Genomic DNA, 20256 nt, shown 5'->3' on the forward strand with positions numbered 1-20256 from the left:
GCGCGAAGGAAGCGGCATGGCTTTCTGGGAACCCGTACTCGCCGAAGCCCTTGATCTGGTTGAAGCATTGCTGGGAAAACTCTTTTGTGTAGCGATCATCTGCCGTCATTCCATCGATGAATCGCTGCTCGAAATTGCCGATAGTGCCAGTCCTTTTGAAGGTCGCCATTGCCCGACGAAGCCGGTCGGCTTCTGCTGGCTTGAAACCCGCCGCGGTGATTGCGATCTGCATGGCTTGCTCTTGAAACAGCGGAACCCCTAGGGTTCTTTCAAGAACAGTCTTCAGCTCATCGCTTGGATATTCGATTGGCAGATTTTTATTCCGCAGCTCTCTGCGTTTCAGATAGGGATGCACCATGTCGCCTTGGATCGGTCCCGGCCGGACGATCGCCACTTCAATGACAAGGTCGTAAAACACCCTAGGCTTCAGGCGCGGCAGCATGCTCATCTGCGCCCGGCTTTCGATCTGGAAGACGCCTAGTGTGTCGGCCCGGCCCATCATATCGTAAACCGGCTCGCCCTCCTCTCCGTGCTCCTTATGGCCGAGATCGGCGAGTGTTTTCTTCACGTCGTAATGCAGCTCAAGCAGCGTGAAAGCTCTGCGCAAGCAGGTGAGCATACCAAGCGCCAGGACATCCACCTTGAGGATTTTGACGTTGTCGAGATCATCCTTATCCCATTCAATCATATAGCGATCCGGCATTGCCGTCTTCATGATGGGCACAACCTCATCGAGCCGGTCACGCGTGATGACGAAACCCCCGACATGCTGGGTAAGGTGCCGTGGAAAACTCAGAAGCTCAGATGCATATTTCAGTACGTTTCGTGTCACCGGATCCTTGATATCGAGGCCGGCCGCCTTCGCGTCTCGTTCCGAGAGGTTGTCCTCCGACCAGCCCCAGACGAGGCTGCTGATCGCCGACTGAACATCCTCCGATAGGCCAAAAGCCTTGGCGACCTCACGGCCAGCCGAGCGAGTGCGATAGCTGGTGACGGCAGCCGTCAGCCCGGCATGATCAACGCCGTATCTTTTATAAATAGACTGAATCACCTCTTCCCGCCGCTCATGCTCGAAATCCACGTCGATATCCGGCGGTTCGTCCCGATCCATTGAAATGAAACGATCGAAGAGGAGCGTGCTCTTTTGAGGATCGACTTCAGTAATTTCTAGGCAATAGCAGATAACCGAATTAGCCGCCGACCCTCGCCCCTGACACAGAACTTCGAGCACATGGCGGGCGTGGTGAATGATCCTGTGAACCGTCAGGAAGTAGGAGGCGTAGTTCTTGTCGCCGACGAGCCTCAGTTCGTAATCGATCTGTTTCGCCACTTTTTCAGGAACACCATCAGGATAACGTTTTACCGCACCCGCTCTTGTCAGTCTTTCGAGAGTCTCCTGCGGCGTTTCACCGGGATCATTTTCAGGTGGATAATTGTGCTTTAGCTCGTTCAGCGAAAAGCTCAGCTTGCCGAAAAAGACCTGCGTGTTCTCAACCGCGTCAGGGTAATCCCGGAAGATCCTCAATATTTCACGTGAATCCTTGAGATACCGCTCTCCATTCGGCGCTAGAAGGAATCCGGCTTTCGATATCTCCACATGCTCCCGGATTGCGATGACGATATCCGAAAGCGGTCGGCGCTCGGGGTGGTGATAGAGCGGTTGATTGCTTGCAATCAGCGGCACGCGATTTCGAGCGGCAAGCATGGCAAGCACCGCAAAAGCCTGCCGATCACGACCGTCATAGGCCGGCGACAGCGCCATGAAAAATGCCTTGCGAAAGCGTTTGCGAAACCGCTCGAGATAATCTTCGAATTCCGGCTGTTTGGTGATGTCATTCACAATGGCTCGCTCGGGGACGAGAGCAAGCATCATGTCATCGCCCCATTCCATGAGCTCTGCTTCCGTCAGGATGCAGGTTCCCTTGACCGACTCTTCCTTCAGGTTGCCGGCGCTGAGCAGGCGACAAAGGTTTGCCCAACCTCGCCGGTTGCGCGGATAGGCAAGGATATCAGGCGTTCCATCGCAAAAGACGAGGCGGGCGCCCAGCTGAACCCGGATAGGATCGAGGATCACCTCCTTTTTTCCTTCCTTCTTCGCCTGGGCCAGAATTTCATCTCTGTTCTTGTATCTCTCCTCAAGCTGCTCTGCCTGCGCATGTGCTCGCACCACGCCGGCAACCGAATTCCGGTCTGCAATACCGAGGCCGCCGAGCTTCAGGTAAGCGGCCTGCACGACCATCTCTTCCGGCTTCGACGCGCCTTCGAGGAACGAGAAATTCGTCCTCGTGCCGATCTCAAAGAATGCGGATTCGGGCCTCATGCAAAGACCCCATGCATGAACCAGCGGGGATCGAGTTCCTGACCATAGAAGCCTCGGCGATAGATCCAGAAGCGGTGCCCGGTCTCATCCTCGATCCGGAAATAGTCGCGCGCCTCGGCACCATCTCCGTCGATCCACCATTCCATGGCGATCCGTTCCGGTCCTTCACTTCTTGCCACCTGATGCTGCAGACGTCGCCAGCGGAAAATCTGCGGCGGACCGTCAGGCACTTCGGCAAACACGACCTCGACAGGTTCCGGTGTTGCAAAGAGCCGCAAGGGGCGCTCCTGACGGAAAGGAAGCGCGCTTTCCTGCTCTGCCTTGCGCCGTGCAGGAAGGCTCTCCATTGCCGGCACCGTGATCACGGCGCGCTCCGGCACATGGCTCTCGCGAAGCTGGAAGCTTTGCAGGCAGTCCGCACCGAGCCGGGCCGCAACACGGTCGACAAAGCTCGAAAGCGAGATCTCCCCCTCCCGGTCGCCCTCGAAATCACCCTGCGTCTCGTTGAACGGATCATGCCGCAGCACATTCAGGCGCAGGATCTCGAAGCCATAGCCGGCATCGAGATCGTCATGGATCACTTGCAGCCGCTCGGAAAACAGGCCGGCAACGAGTTTGGGCTCGCGAAGCGGCTGCGAGGCGCCGACGGAGATGCGGAAAACCCTGCCGTCGACGCGAAACAGCACCAGCTCGAACACTCGCCCGCCGGCTCCACGCGCCTCCAGCGACGGTTTCAGCGACACGGCGATCTGGCCGGTGACAGCAAGGATCTGTTCTTCCGTTCCGATCGGTTCGACCAGGCGGCGTTCGGACGACAGGCTGGCGATGGGAAGCCGGGGGGAGATCGGCTCCTCCTCGCGCCCCAGTGCTTGATCGAGGCGCAGAAGCAGTGTCGATCCGAAGCGGCGGGTCAGCGGCGCCCGCGGCGCATGAACGATATCGCCGATATATTTGAGGCCGAGCTTCTTCAGGGCATCGACGGTCTGACCTTCCAGTCGAAGGGCTGCGACAGGCAGCGGCATCAGCATGCGCTCCGTCTCCTCATCCTCCACCACGCCGCCCTGTCCGAAGCGGGAGACAGCCCAGGAAAGGCCCGGTGATGAGGCGATCGCGCCACGCGCATCGAGCCCCATATGGAAGAGCCGCGACAGGATATCCCTCAGAAGCGCCTTTTCGCCGCCGAAGAGATGGGCACAGCCGGTAATGTCGAGAAATAGCCCGTCCTTGCCATCGAGCGCCACCATCGGTGTATATCGGTCGCACCAGTCGGCGATCGCTTCCAGCAGCCGGCGGTCGGCCGCCAGATCCTCTTCCACGACATCGAGCGCTGGATACATGGCGCGCGCTTCGGCAACGCCCTGTTCCTTCCTCAGCCCCAGCCTCTCGGCAAACTCGTCCAGCGCCGTCAGCCGCATGGCATTGTTGAGCTTGCCCGAACAGACGATCGGTGACGCTTCAGGACGCCCTTTCGAACGCCAGGAGAGACCCCATCGCCTGCGTGCGATGCGGTCCGTCGCCAGATGTGGAAAGCTGAGCGCCAGAATGCGCTGACTGTTCGCCTGGAGGGCGAGCGAAGCTTGGTTCGTCGACGGGGAGAAATTCGCGTTCATGGGGGTTCCACTCCAGAAGACAGGAGAGCGGGGCCGGATTGCGGCTCTTCTCCAGCGTAAGACGGAAAATCGGATTGCCGATGCTGCCGGAAAATTTTGATCCATCCGGCAACGATCGCAGGTCAGACGGCGCCGGCTCGACATGCAGACGGAAGGCAGCGCTGCTCGCCTCCTCCTCCCCGGCCTGGCGGACGAGAAAGAGCGGACGCCGGACGGCGCGCKCCCTGAGACTGAGCCTCCGGCTTTCGGTCAGGCCGAAATGCAAGGGATTGCCGCGCATTTCGAAGACGACAGCCGAGAAGGCAGCACTTTCGATGGCCGCTTCCGCCAGCCAGAGCGCATCCTCCAGCTTGCGCGGCGCGGCATGGAAAAACCTTTCCGGCTTCAGCCCGAAATCCTTCAGCCCCGGAGCATAGGGGCGACCCGCCTCCAGTGTGCCAACGGCATCACCGATCCAGAGCAGCGGCAGCAGCCTGCCGGCATCCTCCTCCTGCCTCTGCAGCCGTGCTGCAACGGCCATCGCCAAGCCGCTTGCCGCTCCCGCACCGCGGGAGCCTGCCGCGCGGAACTCGGTAATCCCATCGAGCTGCAGGCCGCCTTCCAAGGCGTCATCGAGTAATCCCACACCGAAAGGCAAGCGTGGCAGAATGCGCTCCTGCCGCCTCTCACGCCCTTCTGCAAAGGCTTCCCGTTCCGCCGCGGCAAGCGCCGGTGCGGGTTTTCCCTCCAGTCGGGCAATGGTTTCGCGGAGCGCAAAAAGCCGCTCGCGCGCCAGGGYGGTCTGCGCCATGGCGTTCTCTCCATCCGTATTGTTCCTGTTATGTTCTTATAGATTCCAGAGCTCTAATGAAGAGTCAACGGCCATTTTATAAGAATTTATTCCTGCCTTTGATTCCGCACTCGAAAATCGGCGATAAAGGTTCTATATGGGCCGCAAAGGAAGGAATATTAATGGCCCGCATAGACCAGAGCGATGATTGGGGGGACCGCCATGCGCCGACGATCAGCACCTTCGAGTCGCTGGCAATGGAGGCCTACAGCCATCTGCCGGACGAATTTCGCAAGCTGACGACCAATCTGACCATCGAAATCGAAGACTTTCCCGATGACGAAGTCTTCGAGGATATGGCGCTGGAAACACCTTTCGACCTGCTCGGTCTTTTCGAGGGCCGCGGCATTTCGGAGCGTTTCACCCTGGAAACCGGCGAGATGCCGAACCGCATTCGTCTCTATCGCCGTCCGATCCTCGACTACTGGGCAGAAAACGACGAGACGCTGGGTGACATCATCACCCATGTGCTGATCCATGAGATCGGCCACCACTTCGGCCTCAGCGACGATGACATGGAACGCATCGAGGCAAGCGCCGAAGAGGCTGCTGAACGCTGACCTATTGCTCGGACAGCTTCATGTCCGGGTCATAGTCCTTGCCCTCGACCTCCTTGACGACAGCCTGGCCGCACTGCATCTGGCCGGTCGCAGCGTTGAAGGCATAGGTGGGCGAGCCGGACATTAACCAGCCCTTGTTCAGCGCCGCCGTCACCTTGTGGCAGAAGGAAGCGTCGTCGGGACCGGTCAGGAAGCGGTAGAGTTTCATCAGGCGGGCTTTCTTGCAGAAATCAGGTGCGCTTTATGAACCAGAGCCTCGGCCTGGACAAGATGCAGCCGCTCGATCATCCGCCCGTCCGCATTGATGACGTTCAGCCCCTCGGCAGCCGGATCGGCGAAGGCGGCGATGATAGCCTCAGCCTCCGCGATTTCTTCCGCGCTCGGCCCGAAATGCCGGTTGGCGGCTGTAATCTGCGCCGGATGGATCAGCATCTTGCCCGCAAAGCCCATGGCGCGGCCCTGCCCGCACTCGGCATCGAAACCTTCGCCATCCCGGAAATCGTTGAACACGCTGTCCAGCGCATCGAGCCCGTAGGCCTTGACCGCCAGAATGACCTGCATCAGCCAGGGTACAAGATAGGTCCGCCCCGGCAGCGGCAAAACACCCGTTTCCTTGCGCAGGTCGTTGAGGCCGACGACGAGGCAATCGAGCCGCGATCCCGGCGTGCGGCCGGATTCGGTGATGGCTGCGACATTCAGCACGCCGCGCGGCGTTTCGATCATCGCCCAGATGCGCAGCTCCTCCGGCACATCCGCATCGGCAAGAGGATCGCTGATATCAGTGACATCCTGCGGCTCGTCCACCTTCGGCAGCAGAACGGCATCTGGCAACAGCGCCTTGACCAGTTCCAGATCCGCCAGCCCGAAGCCGGATGACAAAGAGTTGATACGGATGATCCTTTCCTTGCCCTCGAGTGGCGGTCCCGCAAAAAACGTCTTCAGATTGTCGCGTGCTTCCGCCTTTTTTTCAGGCGCGACGGAATCCTCAAGATCGAAAATTACCGCATCGCAATCAAGGGAATGGGTCTTTCTAAGCGCCCGCACATTGATGGCGGGTACGCTCAGCACAGAGCGGCGCAGACGCAGGGAACGGAGAGGTGGTGTTCGGCTCATGGGCCATTAGTGCCAAGCTTCACAAAGCCCGGCAAGACAACAAAAAGCCATGCTTGACTTGCAGAGAGGAAAAAGAAGGACCACATTCCTTTCCTTAGAAAGGTTTCAAACCAATGCAGAACATTCGCTCCATCTTCTTCATGCTTGCCGGCGCCACCGTTTTTGTGGCTATGCTGCTCCTCACCTTCTCGGTCACGCTCGCCGTTGGCGGCATCCTGACCGTGCTTATGGTCGGCCGCGCCCTTTCGATGAAGATGAAGCCCGCTCCCGTCCGCGCCCGCGCCGATGGAAAGCGCGAGATGCGCGTCTGGAACGACGGCCGCGGCACGATCATCGATCTCTGATCACTTTTCGCTGAAAATTCTGACCGGCATTGTCGGCTCACGCTCCCCCGTAACGTCTTTGAAGCAGCCAGGCATTGACCGGCGTTTGAAAACAAATGGAGGATGAGCATGGATGCGACGGAAAACAGCCCGACCAAGATGCCGCCGGTCAAGAATGGCCTGCTGCCCTATCTGACGGTCGACGGCGCGCTAAAGGCTGCAGAATTCTATAAGAAGGCTTTCGGTGCAGAGGAAGCCTATCTCGTACCATCAGACGAAAGCGGCCGGACGATGCATGTGCATCTCTACATCAACGGCAGCTCGCTCATGCTGTCGGATGCCTATCCCGAATACGGCCATCCCTTCAAAGGCCATGAGGGCTTCGCCATTCAGCTGATTATCGACGATATCGATAGCTGGTGGGATCGCGCCGTCGCTGCCGGCGCCGAAGTCGTCATGCCGGTCGAGCTGATGTTCTGGGGCGATCGCTACGGCCAGCTTCGCGATCCGTTTGGCGTCCTCTGGGGTCTGAATGCACCGTCGAAGTAAGAAGACACACAATTGGCCGGCTGCGCGAAACGTCGCGTGGCCTCCGTCAGCGAAAGATTCTTCTTCATTTCGGCTGAAAACTGGACTAGATGCAAAAATAGAAAGTACGTTTGCTGAAATGGAGCATGGGTCATGGATAAATTCGTGAAGCTCACGGGCGTTGCAGCCCCTCTGCCGGTCGTCAACATCGACACCGACATGATCATTCCGAAGGACTATCTGAAGACCATCAAGCGCACCGGCCTCGGCAAGGGCCTTTTCGCCGAAGCCCGTTATAATGAAGACGGCTCCGAAAACCCCGATTTCGTACTGAACAAGCCGGCCTACCGCGATGCCAAGATCCTGGTTGCCGGTGACAACTTCGGCTGCGGCTCTTCGCGTGAGCACGCTCCGTGGGCGCTGCTCGATTTCGGTATCCGCTGTGTGATCTCCACCAGCTTCGCCGACATTTTCTACAACAACTGCTTCAAGAACGGCATTTTGCCGATCCAGGTCAGCCACGAAGACCTCGACAAGCTGATGGATGACGCCGAGCGCGGTTCCAACGCTGTTCTTACGGTTGACCTCGAAAACCTCGAAATCACCGGCCCGGATGGCGGCTCGATCAAGTTCGGTCTCGATGAATTCAGGCGTCACTGCCTGCTGAACGGTCTCGACGATATCGGCCTGACGATGGAAAAGAGCAAGGCGATCGACGACTTCGAAAAGAAGAATGCTGCCTCGCATCCGTGGGCCGCCTGAGCAAAATCAAAATTGCTTTCGATCAAGCCGGGCTCTCGCCCGGCTTTTTCTTTGTCCGGCGATCAGAGAAACTTCTCTTTCCAAACCCTGAGCTTTTCGAGCGACACGCCGATGCCGCCGCAGACTTCGATGAGCGGATTGTCGAAGCGTGAGAGCAGGCCGGCATGCACATCGGCGACGGCAAGCGCTGCACCGCAGGCCGGCTCGACCAGGATGCGCTGCGCATCGGCAAATTTCAGGCAGGCAGCCACGGCATCGGCATCGCTGACGAGAACGCTTTCGATCGGGTGATGCTTCGGCAGGTCGAAGACATGGGGCGCCACCTGCCGCGCCCCGAGCGACGTGGCAATCGAGGTGATGGCCGGTAGCGAAATACGCTCATTGGCCTTGAGGCTGGCATTGAAAGACGCCGCCCCTTCCGTCTCGACGGCGATAACAGGCACATCGGTAAGCCCGTTCCGCTTCAACCCCTCGACAATGCCGGCAAGCAGCCCGCCTCCGCCGACACTCGTGACCACGCAATCGAATTTTGCGCCCTTCGCGACGACCTCATCGATCAACGTGGCATGGCCATCCCACAAAAGCGGATGGTCGAAAGGATGCACATAGGTTGCCTTGCGGCTCTCGGCGAGTTCGATCGCATGCGCATTTGCCTCATCAAAGACGGACCCGTGAACCAGCACACTGGCACCCGTTGCAGCGATCGTCTTGCGCACATCAGACGCCGTCGTCTCCGGCACCACGATCGTGACCGGTACACCGAGCGCCCGCCCGGCATAAGCTGCCGCAATGCCGGCATTGCCACCGGAGGCGCAGAAGATCTCACGCGCGCCGCTTTCCACCTCGTGCTGGCATAGCCGGCCGACGCCGCGCAGCTTGAAGCTGCCGGAAGGCTGCAGTGCGTCAAGCTTCAACCAAAGCGGCTTGCCGCTGGCGCTGTAATCGGGCGCTGTCTGGATGAGGGGCGTGTCGAGATGAAGGGGTGCAAAAGACATGGAAGAATATCCGGGGAAAGAAAGGACGAGCTGTCGTTCTAGCCTGTTTGAAGGTGCGGGAGCAACCACATCAGACATCACATGACGCGGAGGCAAGCGTACCGATTCACCCCTTCTCTCGCTTGAAATGCCGATTTCCGAGGTCTAAGAAGCCGCAGCTTGTTTTTCTGCGGAGGGTTTCATGACAGTGCGCAATCTTTTCCTGCTGCCGGGCGACGGCATCGGCCCTGAAGCCATGGGTGAGGTCCGCAAGATCATCGCCTATATGAACGAGGCGATGAATGCCGGCTTCGTCACCGATGAAGGCCTCGTCGGCGGCAGCGCCTACGATGCGCATGGTGCGGCAATCTCCGAAGACGACATGAAAAAGGCACTTGCCGCTGATGCTGTACTTTTCGGCGCCGTCGGCGGCCCGAAGTGGGATAGCGTTCCCTATGAAGTGCGCCCGGAAGCCGGCCTGCTGCGCCTGCGCAAGGATCTGGAACTTTTCGCAAACCTGCGCCCGGCGATCTGCTATCCTGCACTCGCCTCCGCTTCCTCATTGAAGCCGGAACTGGTCGAAGGCCTCGACGTCCTCATCATCCGCGAGTTGACGGGCGGTGTTTACTTCGGTGAGCCGAAGGAAATCATCGATCTCGGCAATGGCCAGAAGCGCGGCATCGATACGCAGGTCTACGATACCTACGAGATCGAGCGCATCGCCGGTGTCGCCTTTGAAATGGCCCGCACCCGCAACAACCGCGTCTGCTCCATGGAAAAGCGCAATGTCATGAAATCAGGCGTGCTCTGGAACCAGGTCGTGACTGAAACGCATAAGGCGAAATATTCCGACGTACAGCTGGAGCATATGCTGGCGGATGCTGGCGGCATGCAGCTCGTGCGCCAGCCGAAGCAGTTCGACGTCATCGTCACCGACAACCTCTTCGGCGACATGCTCTCCGACGTTGCCGCCATGCTGACCGGCTCACTCGGCATGCTGCCCTCGGCCTCGCTCGGAGCACCTGACGGTAAGACCGGCAAGCGCAAGGCGCTCTATGAGCCGGTTCACGGCTCGGCACCCGATATCGCCGGCAAGGGCATCGCCAATCCGATCGCCATGATTGCCTCCTTCGCCATGTGCCTTCGCTACTCCTTCAATTTGGTCAAGGAAGCAGACAACCTGGAAAAGGCGATCGCCAACGTGCTCGACAAGGGCATCCGCACTGGCGACATCATGGCACCGGGCAGCCGCCAGGTCGGCACCGTCGAGATGGGCGACGCCATCCTTGACGAGTTCAAGACCCTTTCTGCCTGATATTTCACGTGAAACGCTTTTCAGCCCTTCGCACCTCGTGCGGAGGGCTTTTATATTGAAGCCAGCAGGTCTGGCATTTGGCGCATGGGTCGCATGTGCCACCGCTATCAACTCACCGCCTCGTCTCGTCCTCTCCTTCAGGAGTACGGATTAGGCATAACCAAAATTGATTAGAATTATCTGAGGAAGCCCGTTCTCTGTCGTAATCCTGTGCATTTTTACCGCCTATCTCATACCCAAGGGTTATACGGATAGTGGGAATGCGGGAACTTCTAGTCTCCTTGGACAGGCGCTGGCGCAGAAATGGGTGCGTCATGCCACCATTGCGGTGGCGCGCATGCCTTTTCATTACGTTGAACGCCGTTATCCTTTCCATGCTGATATTCGATGCGCCGATCGGGGCTGGCCATCTGCCTGAGCCTATTCAGCGTTTCGGGGAGATATTGACCGATTTCGGCGATTCCGCCTGGCTGATCCTCACCAGCGTCCTGCTCTTCTTCCACGGCAGAGCTGGCTACAAGCTTTTAAACAGCGCAAAGGCAAGAGCCCAGGCACTCTATGTGAGCTGGATCGGCGCCTTCCTGTTTACGACCGTCGTCTTTTCCGGCCTGCTCGCCAACCTGCTGAAACGCACGATCGGCCGCGCGCGCCCCGAACATTTTCAGGACCTCGGGGTGCTTTCCTTCACGCCTTTCTCCGGCCATGCAGCACTGGAGAGCTTTCCGTCAGGACATTCGACCACCGTGGGTGCCTTCTTCGCTGCCTTCGCTCTGCTCTTCCCGCGCTACCGGGTTCCCTTCATCGCCGGTGCCATCTGGCTCGGCATGACGCGCGTCATGGTCGGCGCGCACTATCCGAGCGATGTCATTGCCGGCCTCGCCTTCGGCGCCTGGTTCTCGCTGCTGACGGCAATCGTCTATGCCCGCTACGGCCTGCTTTTCAGACTTGCGCCAGATGGCTGGCCTATGTCCAAGCGGTACTTCCCGGACGCATGAGAAAAAATGGCGCATAAGAAAAACAGCGCATGAAAAACCCGGCGCCTTTCGAGCGCCGGGTCTTTGATTTCAGGATATTCGCCGCGCCTTAGTCCAGCGCATGAATATCCCGATTCTTGGTTTCCGGCAGGAACAACACGCCGATGACCAKCGTGATCGATGCGAAGACGATCGGATACCAGAGGCCGTAATAGATGTTGCCGGCGGCCGCGCTCATCGCAAAGGCCGTCGCAGGCAGCAAGCCGCCGAACCAGCCGTTGCCGATATGATAGGGCAGCGACATGCCTGTATAGCGGATGCGGGTCGGAAAGAGCTCGACCAGCAGCGCTGCGATCGGGCCGTAAACCATCGTCACGTAGAACACGAGCACGAACAGGATGGCGATCGTGCCAGCCCAATTGACACGAGCAGGATCGGCAACCATCGCGAACGAGCCGCCGCCAGGGATCGTGTAGACGGCCATGTCGGTGACGCTTTTCGCTTCATCCGCCGTCAGCAGCTTGCCGGCAACGAGTTTGTCGCCCGGCAGCGTTTCCTTCTGGCCGGCGCGTATCGCATCGGCATTGAGGGTGAGTTCCGGATTGGCCGCGATGAAAGCATCGAGCTTGGCATCGGCAACCTTGGCAGCACCGCGCTTCAGCGGATAGCCGGCATCATGAAGGGCGAGATTGATGCCCTTTTCGAAGGCAGCATTGGTCTTGGCGGCATCGGCACCGGCTGCGACGGCGTCGTAACCGGTGATCGTGTCGTCACCGACCTTCACAGTCGCCGGCTGGCCGGCAGGACCCGGCACCACGTCATAAGGCACCGAGTTCTTGGTCAGGAACGCCGTTGCGATATCGCAGGAGTTGGTGAACTTGGAGGTACCGGTCGGGTTGAACTGGAACTTGCAATCCGCCGGGTCCGCCGTCACGGTTGCCCGGATCGTCGCCTGCGCCTCATAGAGAGCTGGATTTGCCGTATAAGTCATCGCCTTGAACAGCGGGAAGTAGGTGACCGCTGCGATGAGCAGCCCCGCCATGATGATCGGCTTGCGACCGATCCTGTCCGACAGTCCGCCAAAGATGACGAAGAATGGCGTGGCGAGGAAGAGAGCAATCGCGACCATGATGTTGGCCGACTGCAGATCGACCTTCAGCACGTTCTGCAGGAAGAACAGGGCGTAGAACTGACCACCGTACCAGATGACCGCCTGGCCCATGGTAGCGCCGAAAAGCGCGATCAGCGCGATCTTGGCATTCTTCCACTGGCCGAATGCTTCCGTCAGCGGCGCCTTCGATCCCTTGCCTTCCGCCTTCATGCGCTGGAAGGCGGGCGACTCGTTCATCTTCAACCGGATCCAGACGGAGATACCGAGCAGGACGACCGAGACGAGGAACGGAATGCGCCAGCCCCAGGCAGCAAAGGCGGTCGTGCCCATGATTGACTGGACCGTGACGATGACGATTAGCGACAGGAACAGGCCGAGCGTTGCCGTCGTCTGGATCCAGGACGTGAAATAGCCGCGGCGGCCGTTGGGGGCATGTTCGGCAACGTAAGTGGCCGCACCGCCATATTCGCCGCCGAGCGCCAGGCCCTGTAGCAGGCGCAGACCGATCAGAATGATCGGAGCGGCAATGCCGATGGAGGCAGCACCCGGCAGGATGCCGACCAGGAAGGTCGAGAAGCCCATGATGAGAATGGTCACCAGGAAGGTGTATTTGCGGCCGACGAGATCGCCGAGACGGCCGAAAACCAGCGCGCCGAATGGCCGTACCAGGAAGCCGGCAGCGAAAGCGAGCAGCGTGAAGATATTACGCGTCGCTTCCGGATATTGGGTGAAATAGGTCGCGCCGATATAGGTGGCAAGCGAACCGTAAAGATAGAAGTCGTACCATTCGAAAACCGTGCCGAGCGACGAGGCGAAGATGACCTTCTTCTCCTCGCCCGTCATCGGACCGGCTTTCGCACCATCGACGCTTGCGACATTTGCCATTGTCTGTCCTCCACAGAGTGATGAGCACGGTCGCGGCCTGCTCTCCTCAAAGCATACCCCTGGCCACGACACGCCTGACGAGAGTTTGACAGAAAAGAAGTGCCAGAAAGAGGGATGCTTTGGGATTATGACTTTAGTCTAATTTTTGTGCATGATTGCCGCAGGCATGGCTCTTGCCGTGGCTGAGCACGCCCGGCACGCCGCAATCGTCACCCCCGCAAAGCCTGGGCCGGGGACTGTCGGTAAGCGAGCACCGCCGGCAAGGCGGCGAGGACAGCAGCGAAGGCGAGAAGGATCATCGCGAGCGTCCCGTCTTGGCGCGCAAAGCCGACGGGCAGGTTGACGCCGCTGCTCTGCGAGAAGAAGCCGGAAAGAATGAGCGCCGCGCCATAGCCAAGTGTAAAGCCGAGCCCAATTCCAACAGCGACGAGGACAAAGAATTCCACCCAGACAATGCCGAAGATCGAGCCTCGGGGAGCGCCGAAGGCGCGTAGCGCGCCAATCTGCCGCCGGCGCTGGCCGATATGGATGACGGTCACGAGGATCAGCGAGGCGGCAACAAGCACCTGCGCACCGGAGGCGACGGCAACGAGAATCTGCTTGGCATCGCCGAGCGTCGCATAAAGATTGGTCAACACCTCGCCGGGAAAGACGGCAATCGTCGTGCCGTTGCGATAGTCCTGCCGCAGCTTGTAGGCATCGGCAATCGTCTTCGGCTTGACGAGGATGGCCGGAAGACCGGGCGTTTCCGCGGTCCAGCTCTCGTTCAGGCCGGCATGGGGATCAGGCTCCGCATGATGGTCGGCATCTTCATGGGCGACTTCTGCAGCGCCGGCTTCACCAGCCTCCCCATGATGACCCGCCTCCGCCGCGTGGTCATGGTCATGCTCTTCGCCCGCTTCCAGTCCATGGATATGCCAGACGGCCTGGATTGGAACGAGGATAGCGCGGTCCCAGGCCGTGCCTGTCGGCTGCAGGCGCCCGGTCACGTGATAGGCGAGCTCCGTATGGGTATGGCCGCCGGTTTCGATCGTGCCGTGCATCGGCTTGATCTCGCCGCCGATCGCAAGGTCGACGTTCGATCCGATGACAGCCTCGCCCTCGCCGGCGAAAACCTGGCCTTCGGAAAAGCCGCCGGAAATCGTGTCCGCCAACGCCCTCGTCGTGCCGACGATTGGATAACCCGAAAAGGAATCGCCGAAGCCGACGGGGGCAGCCCATTCGACGCGCGGATCGGCGGCAAGCCTGGCCAGAACGTCCCCGGACATCAGCGGCAACGCGGACGGTTGCAGGAAGACGGATGAGAGCACGAGCTGGGTTTCGCTGCCGCCTGCGCCGATAACGAGATCGAACTTGTCGGCCGCCCGCGCACTGCCGAGGCGCAGGGCTCGTTCCTGCAGGATAACGGAAACGCCGAGCGCCGTCGCAAGCGCCACCAGCAGCACGACAACAAGGGAACCAGCCCACAAGCGGCGCAGATCGGCGAGGATGAAGCGGATCACGCAGCCACTCCCTTGATGTCGGAATCGTCAATGATACGGCCGGAGCGGAACGTCAGGCGGCGATCGAGACGACTGGCAAGGCGGGGATCATGCGACACGACGATCAGAGTACTGCCTTCGGCCACCGCAAGATCGAGCAGCAGATCGCCGACGGAATCGCCGCTTTCCGCATCGAGGCTGGCGGTTGGCTCGTCGGCAACGATGACCCCGGGCTTGCGCAGGAGCGCCCGGGCAATCGCCACGCGCTGCATTTCGCCGCGCGACATGGTCTCGATTTTCTGCCCTGCGCGCTCAAGGCCGACGATGCCAAGGAGATCGTGAGCGCGCTCGATCGCCGCTGACGTCGCGGCACGCGCAAGACGCGCAGGCAACAACACGTTTTCGACAGCCGATAGGCCGGGGAAAAGGTGAAACTCCTGCATGACCAATCCGATATTGGCAGCCCTGAAGCGGTCGCGGCGACTTTCGGAGAGCCCGGCAATGTTCTCGCCGTTCCAGCGGATGCGGCCTTCGCGGACCCGCTCCAGTCCGGTGACGACATTGACGAAGGTACTTTTGCCGGAGCCCGAGGCGCCGGTAACTACGACACGGCTACCCGCAGCAATCGACAGATTATCAATGGCGAGCGCCGGCGCCGAAAGGCCGGGAAACACCATGGCCAGATGTTCGATCTCAAGAGCCAGCATCGATGCTCAGACGCTGGAATATTCGGCCTGGCGAATACGCAGCAGGCTGACAAAGCCGGTCTCAGGATCCTGCCAGGACCCATATTCCAGTGTACCACGCACCTCGATCGTCTGGCTTGGCTGCACGAAAGTCTGCTTCTCGCCTAGATAAACGACGACGATATTGTCTGGCCAGTCCGCATCCGACGAACAGAACGGGCAGAGCGACATCGGCACTTCGGTCAGCACGAAGAATTGCGCCTCGGCCTTCAGTGGCGGGGCCATGAAGCCCTTCATGCTGATGTCTTTACCGGCAAGCGTTTTCACCTTGTCAGAGAATTCGAGCCCGAGCACGCCGAACTTACCGTAGAGCTCGTCGAAAGTGAGCGAAGGATCGGCAGCGCGAGCAAGGAAGGCGGTGAAGGGGAGCGCGACGGCAGCACCGATCAGCTGGCGTCTGCTGAGTTGCAGCGAAGAGAATTTTTCCACGGCGATCTCCAGGAGCCAAATCCCGGCCGCCAAGCGGCCGGGATCATGATCGATGAAAGAGGCAAGGCCGGCAAGCGGCCATGCCGGATCGGCTTGGGGATCAATTCGTCTGCTTGACGCCGAGAGCGAAGGTGTCTGCCAGCACACGGTAGACATCGCTCTGTTCCAAGTAGCCATGGAAGCCTTCTGCACCCGGGCCGGCCGACTGCAAAACGACGTCGTCAACTGCATGAACGCCGCTGTCGCCGCTTTTCGGGATATTGCCCTGAACGAAGACGGCGCCGRGAACATCCTTGTACTGTTCGTTGGCGACGTATTCCTTCTTTTCGTTCTGGATAGCCGGAACGAACGGGCCTTCGAGTTTCGGACGGAAGGTCTCGTAGTGGTCAGGTCCGTTGTTGGCGCTCAGGAACAGGCGACGGCTGACGTCGATCTTATCGGGATAACCGTCGCCATTTTCGTCCTTGTAGTTCGGGAAGCCGGCTTCGGCATAGGTCCCGACCTTTTCGCGCATTTCCGTGCCTGGCTTTTCATCATCGACGGTGCCGATGATGGAAACGCCGTGCGTATGGTCACCGGTGACGACGATCAGCGTGTCCGGGTGGGCCTTCTGGAATTCGCGGGCAACACCGATGGCCTTGTCGAATTCGATGGTTTCGACGACGGCACGATCCCAATCGAGCGGATGGGACATCTTGTCGATCGAGGAACCTTCGACCATCAGGAAGAAGCCTTCCGGATTCTTGGACAGGCGGTCGAGCGCGACCTTGGTCATGTCGACGAGGCCCGGCTGGTTCGGGAACTTTTCGACCGTGCCCTTTTTCAGGAATTCGCGATCGAGCGTCACATCCATGTTGCCGGTGTGGAACAGACCGAGCAGATTGCCTTCAGCAGATGCATTGGCTGCAAGCTCGTTCTTGTCGGTCGCAAGCTTGTAGCCGGCATCCTGGAACAGCTTGATGTAATCCTGATTGTCCTTGCGCTTGGAGCCGGCAACCTCTTTGCCGAGGAAATAGGCCGAGCCGCCGCCAAGGAGGACTTCCGGTTTGACGTCGAGCAGCATGCCGACGACATCCGCCTTGTCATTACGGTTGCGGGTATGGGCAACGACGGCAGCCGGCGTCGCGTCTTCGACCTCGGCCGTTACAACGATGCCGATCGACTTCTTGGTCAGGCGGCGGACGGCTTCTGCGAAGGTTTCAACGCGCGGATCATCGAGCGAGGAGGGCGTGCGATCTGCGTAAACGCCGATAGCGTTGACGGCCGTCTTATGGCCCGTCATGTAAGCCGACATGGTGTTGGCCGAGTCCGTATCGACTGCATTCGTCGCCGACGTTCCGATGAACGCCATGCGATCGAGATCGTCCATGTTCAGGCGGCCATTCGCTTTACCTTCCGTCATGCCTTTGGACATGATGCGGGCAGCGGTGCGGTGCGCAACGGAAAGACCGTCGCCGAGCAGGAAGATGATGTTTTTTGCCTTCGGCTGGGCAGCGGTGTCGTAGACGTTCCAGGTAACGGACTTCGTCTCGTCGCCGGCGACGATTTCGACCTTGTAGGCGCCCGGAGCGGAAATCTTCAGGTCGCGCAGCAGGAGCGCGGAACCAAGAGCCTTGTCTTCCTTGCCCTTTTCCAGCTCGACGAACTGTGCCTCGCCGCCGAGGACAGTCTTGTAGTCCTGGCCGTTGACCGTAATTTTCACGTCTTCCGGCTTGACCTGCTTGCTGAGCTCGACCTTGAAGTCGAACGGTGAACCGGCGAGAATCGTAGCACGATCAAGCGGATAGATCGAAGTTGCCTGAGCAGCGCCGGCAAGAATCGTGGTAGCCGCGAAAGCGGCGAGAAGCATACGCATGGAAAAACCCCCGTTTTTCGTTGCAGTCATTACAACGGGGCCGGGATACCCTCCGGCAATGACAGAGGCATGACAAAACGCCGCAGGATTGCGATGCCCTCCCCTGCTCCAGCCGCACGCGCAAAAACCTTGACTCCTGTGGAAAACCTTTTATGAGCAACAGCGGAAAAGGAATATCCATGGTTCGCCACGAGCACGCCATCGCTGAGCGCAATGACCTGGCAGAAAATGCCGTGCTGGATTTTGCCGTTCCGGTTTCTTCCAAAACCAAGGCCAAAACGACGACGAAAACCGTCTGACGTCTCTGGCCTGCCGCTCTCTCCCCGGCCCGGCTGGGGACAGGAAGCTGCGATGATGTCGCGCTTTCCCCTCACCGGACAAGAGGAGAGAAGAGAAAGAGAGCTTGAGAAATGGGTTTCAAAGTTGCAGTTGCGGGAGCGACCGGAAATGTCGGGCGGGAAATGCTCAACATTCTCTCCGAGCGCGGTTTCCCTGCCGATGAAGTCGTAGCACTCGCCTCCGCCCGCTCCCAGGGTACGGAGGTTTCCTACGGCGACCGGACGCTGAAGGTCTCCAACCTGGAGAACTACGATTTCTCCGACACCGATATCTGCCTGATGTCGGCTGGCGGCGAAGTTTCCAAGCGCGTTTCTCCGAAGATCGGCCAGCAGGGCTGCGTCGTCATCGACAATTCCTCGGCCTGGCGCTACGACGCCGACGTGCCGCTGATCGTCCCGGAGGTAAATCCGGACGCGATCACGCTCTTCTCCAAGCGCAACATCATCGCCAACCCGAATTGCTCGACCGCCCAGCTCGTCGTCGCGCTGAAGCCGCTGCACGACTTCGCCAAGATCAAGCGTGTGGTTGTTTCTACCTATCAGTCGGTTTCTGGCGCCGGCAAGGATGGCATGGACGAACTCTTCAACCAGACGCGCGCCGTCTTCGTTGCCGATCCGATCGAGAACAAGAAGTTCACCAAGCGCATCGCCTTCAACGTCATCCCTCACATCGACACCTTCATGGAAGACGGCTACACGAAGGAAGAGTGGAAGGTTCTGGCTGAAACGAAGAAGATGCTGGACCCGAAGATCAAGGTGACCTGCACCGCCGTGCGCGTTCCTGTTTTCATCGGCCACTCGGAATCGGTCAACATCGAATTCGAAAACGAGATCACGGCCGACCAGGCCCGCGATATCCTGCGCGATGCGCCGGGTTGCCTAGTTATCGACAAGCACGAGGATGGCGGCTACATCACGCCGTACGAATCCGCTGGCGAGGACGCAACCTTCATCTCGCGCATCCGCGAAGATGCGACCGTCGAAAACGGCCTCAACATCTGGGTAGTCTCCGACAACCTGCGCAAGGGTGCGGCTCTCAACGCCATCCAGATCGCCGAACTGCTCGTCAATCGTGGCCTCATTAAGCCGCGCAAGCAGGCGGCCTGATACCATTTGTAAACCATAATATGCTAAAGCCCTGCTCGACGGGTGGGGCTTTTTCGGGCATATGCGGCCGTATAAGCGTTCGCTAAAAGGTGATCGTGACAAAATCGCGGGTGGCTGACATTCTTTTGCTCGGCTTCAAGCTATGCAGATCGAGAGCGGGGTTTCTCAATGCGCATGACAAAGTTGTTTCTGGTGGCCGCCGTGGCTATGGGCGTCCTCCATGCTGTACCGGCGTTTGCGCAGGGCGCGCAATGCGGCAATACCAGTGCCGGTTTCGATGCCTGGGTCGCCGACTTCAAGCAGACGGCTGCGGCCAATGGCGTCAGCCAGTCGGTCCTGAGCCGTGCCTTCGCCAATGTCAGCTATAACAAGCCGACGATCGCCGCCGACCGGGGCCAGAAGAGCTTCAAGCTGTCCTTCGACGCTTTCATGAAGAAGCGTGGCGGTGCCGCGGTCATCTCCCGCGGCCGTTCGATGAAAGCCGCCAACCAGGCTCTCTTCGCTTCGATCGAGCGCCGCTTCGGTGTTCCGGCCGGTCCGCTGATCGCCATCTGGGGCATGGAGACCGGCTTCGGCAGCTATATGGGCAACCAGCATACGATGTCCGCCGTCTCCACCCTCGCCTATGACTGCCGCCGCTCGGAATATTTCACTGACCAGCTCTATGCCGCTCTGCAGCTCGTTTCGGAAGGCTATCTCAGCCCGCAAGCTCGAGGCGCTGCCCACGGCGAAATCGGCCAGACGCAATTCCTGCCGCGCAACGTCGTAAGCTTCGGCGCCGACGGTGACGGTGACGGCCGCGTGGATATGGTCGGCTCCCGCGCTGATGCGCTTGCCTCGACCGCCAATTTCCTCAGGGGCCATGGCTGGCGTGCCGGCGCCGGTTATCAGCCGGGCGAGCCGAATTTCGTCGCCATCCAGGGCTGGAATGCCGCGACGGTCTATCAGCAGGCAATCGCCTATATCGGCGAGCAGATCGACGGTAACTGAAGAGAC

Annotated in this window: 19 protein-coding genes and 1 pseudogene; 9 read left to right on the top strand and 11 right to left on the bottom strand. The window is 59.6% G+C overall.

Translation table 11 applies throughout. The features are described 5' to 3' along the window. The 3 genes from AC1D35_RS23800 to AC1D35_RS23810 form a co-directional block, all read right to left on the bottom strand. Positions 1-2320 (bottom strand): error-prone DNA polymerase (locus AC1D35_RS23800; protein ID WP_477940314.1); only part of this gene is annotated, 2320 nt, incomplete at its 3' end. After that, positions 2317-3864 carry a Y-family DNA polymerase gene (locus tag AC1D35_RS23805; protein WP_477940339.1) on the bottom strand — a complete coding sequence of 516 codons (1548 nt, stop codon included), beginning with the start codon at positions 3862-3864 and terminating at the stop codon, positions 2317-2319. The genes AC1D35_RS23800 and AC1D35_RS23805, both read right to left, overlap by 4 nt. Beyond that, entirely contained in the window at positions 3776-4720 is a 945-nt protein-coding gene (locus tag AC1D35_RS23810; RefSeq protein WP_477940316.1) for an ImuA family protein, read from the bottom strand. Before AC1D35_RS23810 ends, AC1D35_RS23805 begins: the two co-directional genes overlap by 89 nt. A gap of 161 nt (positions 4721-4881) precedes the next feature. Between AC1D35_RS23810 and AC1D35_RS23815 the strand changes: the two genes are divergently transcribed. Next, positions 4882-5319: a metallopeptidase family protein gene (locus tag AC1D35_RS23815; protein WP_113300799.1), complete on the top strand. Its 438-nt coding sequence runs from the start codon at positions 4882-4884 to the stop codon at positions 5317-5319. Position 5320: 1 nt separating this feature from the next. Here AC1D35_RS23815 and AC1D35_RS23820 read toward each other — a convergent pair whose 3' ends face one another. Further along, on the bottom strand, positions 5321-5527 hold the full coding sequence (locus tag AC1D35_RS23820; protein WP_113310220.1) for a DUF1737 domain-containing protein: 207 nt from the start codon (positions 5525-5527) through the stop codon (positions 5321-5323). Further along, complete coding sequence (locus AC1D35_RS23825) at positions 5527-6432, bottom strand: HpcH/HpaI aldolase/citrate lyase family protein (RefSeq protein WP_113310221.1); 906 nt, start codon at positions 6430-6432, stop codon at positions 5527-5529. The genes AC1D35_RS23820 and AC1D35_RS23825 overlap by 1 nt, the downstream gene beginning before the upstream one ends. Before the next feature lie 113 nt (positions 6433-6545). Between AC1D35_RS23825 and AC1D35_RS23830 the strand changes: the two genes are divergently transcribed. The 3 genes from AC1D35_RS23830 to leuD all read left to right on the top strand — a co-directional run bounded on the left by AC1D35_RS23830 (position 6546) and on the right by leuD (position 8045). Next, positions 6546-6776, top strand: coding sequence for a hypothetical protein (locus AC1D35_RS23830; RefSeq protein ID WP_113310222.1), 231 nt, complete (start codon positions 6546-6548; stop codon positions 6774-6776). 108 nt (positions 6777-6884) lie between these two features. Then, positions 6885-7304 (top strand): VOC family protein, encoded by a 420-nt coding sequence (locus AC1D35_RS23835; RefSeq protein ID WP_113300803.1) that lies wholly within the window; start codon positions 6885-6887, stop codon positions 7302-7304. A gap of 132 nt (positions 7305-7436) precedes the next feature. Further along, the gene (gene leuD / locus AC1D35_RS23840; RefSeq protein ID WP_113300804.1) at positions 7437-8045 is read left to right on the top strand and encodes a 3-isopropylmalate dehydratase small subunit; all 609 of its coding nucleotides are present in this window, start codon (positions 7437-7439) and stop codon (positions 8043-8045) included. A 62-nt stretch (positions 8046-8107) separates the two neighbouring features. Here the strand turns inward: leuD and AC1D35_RS23845 are convergent, their stop codons facing one another. Further along, positions 8108-9040, bottom strand: coding sequence for a pyridoxal-phosphate dependent enzyme (locus AC1D35_RS23845; protein ID WP_113310224.1), 933 nt, complete (start codon positions 9038-9040; stop codon positions 8108-8110). A 181-nt stretch (positions 9041-9221) separates the two neighbouring features. Here AC1D35_RS23845 and leuB point away from each other — a divergent pair, with 181 nt between their 5' ends. Together leuB and lpxE are read left to right on the top strand one after the other, a co-directional pair. Then, positions 9222-10334, top strand: coding sequence for a 3-isopropylmalate dehydrogenase (gene leuB, locus AC1D35_RS23850; protein ID WP_113310225.1), 1113 nt, complete (start codon positions 9222-9224; stop codon positions 10332-10334). A 260-nt stretch (positions 10335-10594) separates the two neighbouring features. Then, entirely contained in the window at positions 10595-11329 is a 735-nt protein-coding gene (gene lpxE, locus AC1D35_RS23855; RefSeq protein ID WP_477835783.1) for a lipid A 1-phosphatase LpxE, read from the top strand. Positions 11330-11417: 88 nt separating this feature from the next. On the opposite strand, the gene AC1D35_RS23860 is transcribed toward lpxE, so the two are convergent. From AC1D35_RS23860 to AC1D35_RS23880, 5 genes are all read right to left on the bottom strand, one after another. Beyond that, positions 11418-13304 carry an MFS transporter gene (locus tag AC1D35_RS23860; protein WP_477940322.1) on the bottom strand — a complete coding sequence of 629 codons (1887 nt, stop codon included), beginning with the start codon at positions 13302-13304 and terminating at the stop codon, positions 11418-11420. A gap of 209 nt (positions 13305-13513) precedes the next feature. Continuing rightward, entirely contained in the window at positions 13514-14806 is a 1293-nt protein-coding gene (locus AC1D35_RS23865; RefSeq protein WP_113310227.1) for an ABC transporter permease, read from the bottom strand. Then, on the bottom strand, positions 14803-15492 hold the full coding sequence (locus AC1D35_RS23870) for an ABC transporter ATP-binding protein (protein WP_113310228.1): 690 nt from the start codon (positions 15490-15492) through the stop codon (positions 14803-14805). Before AC1D35_RS23870 ends, AC1D35_RS23865 begins: the two co-directional genes overlap by 4 nt. A 6-nt stretch (positions 15493-15498) precedes the next feature. After that, complete coding sequence (locus tag AC1D35_RS23875; protein WP_113310251.1) at positions 15499-15960, bottom strand: hypothetical protein; 462 nt, start codon at positions 15958-15960, stop codon at positions 15499-15501. 100 nt (positions 15961-16060) lie between these two features. Continuing rightward, positions 16061-17815 carry an alkaline phosphatase gene (locus AC1D35_RS23880; RefSeq protein ID WP_477940325.1) on the bottom strand — a complete coding sequence of 585 codons (1755 nt, stop codon included), beginning with the start codon at positions 17813-17815 and terminating at the stop codon, positions 16061-16063. A gap of 69 nt (positions 17816-17884) precedes the next feature. Between AC1D35_RS23880 and AC1D35_RS23885 the strand changes: the two are divergent. From AC1D35_RS23885 to AC1D35_RS23895, 3 genes and pseudogenes are all read left to right on the top strand, one after another. After that, positions 17885-18114 (top strand): annotated as a pseudogene (locus AC1D35_RS23885) (hypothetical protein). 111 nt (positions 18115-18225) lie between these two features. After that, entirely contained in the window at positions 18226-19260 is a 1035-nt protein-coding gene (locus AC1D35_RS23890; protein ID WP_113300811.1) for an aspartate-semialdehyde dehydrogenase, read from the top strand. A gap of 168 nt (positions 19261-19428) precedes the next feature. Beyond that, the gene (locus AC1D35_RS23895; RefSeq protein ID WP_113310229.1) at positions 19429-20250 is read left to right on the top strand and encodes a lytic murein transglycosylase; all 822 of its coding nucleotides are present in this window, start codon (positions 19429-19431) and stop codon (positions 20248-20250) included. The last annotated feature ends 6 nt before the right edge of the window (positions 20251-20256 follow it).

The organism is Rhizobium sp. P1_E6 (assembly GCF_056405875.1).

Coding starts and splice junctions, on each gene's coding strand:
- AC1D35_RS23815 (WP_113300799.1), top strand. CDS start 4,882: ATGGCCCGCATAGACCAGAGCGATGATTGGGGGGACCGCCATGCGCCG.
- AC1D35_RS23820 (WP_113310220.1), bottom strand. CDS start 5,527: ATGAAACTCTACCGCTTCCTGACCGGTCCCGACGACGCTTCCTTCTGC.
- AC1D35_RS23825 (WP_113310221.1), bottom strand. CDS start 6,432: ATGAGCCGAACACCACCTCTCCGTTCCCTGCGTCTGCGCCGCTCTGTG.
- AC1D35_RS23830 (WP_113310222.1), top strand. CDS start 6,546: ATGCAGAACATTCGCTCCATCTTCTTCATGCTTGCCGGCGCCACCGTT.
- AC1D35_RS23835 (WP_113300803.1), top strand. CDS start 6,885: ATGGATGCGACGGAAAACAGCCCGACCAAGATGCCGCCGGTCAAGAAT.
- leuD (WP_113300804.1), top strand. CDS start 7,437: ATGGATAAATTCGTGAAGCTCACGGGCGTTGCAGCCCCTCTGCCGGTC.
- AC1D35_RS23845 (WP_113310224.1), bottom strand. CDS start 9,040: ATGTCTTTTGCACCCCTTCATCTCGACACGCCCCTCATCCAGACAGCG.
- leuB (WP_113310225.1), top strand. CDS start 9,222: ATGACAGTGCGCAATCTTTTCCTGCTGCCGGGCGACGGCATCGGCCCT.
- lpxE (WP_477835783.1), top strand. CDS start 10,595: ATGCGGGAACTTCTAGTCTCCTTGGACAGGCGCTGGCGCAGAAATGGG.
- AC1D35_RS23870 (WP_113310228.1), bottom strand. CDS start 15,492: ATGCTGGCTCTTGAGATCGAACATCTGGCCATGGTGTTTCCCGGCCTT.
- AC1D35_RS23890 (WP_113300811.1), top strand. CDS start 18,226: ATGGGTTTCAAAGTTGCAGTTGCGGGAGCGACCGGAAATGTCGGGCGG.
- AC1D35_RS23895 (WP_113310229.1), top strand. CDS start 19,429: ATGCGCATGACAAAGTTGTTTCTGGTGGCCGCCGTGGCTATGGGCGTC.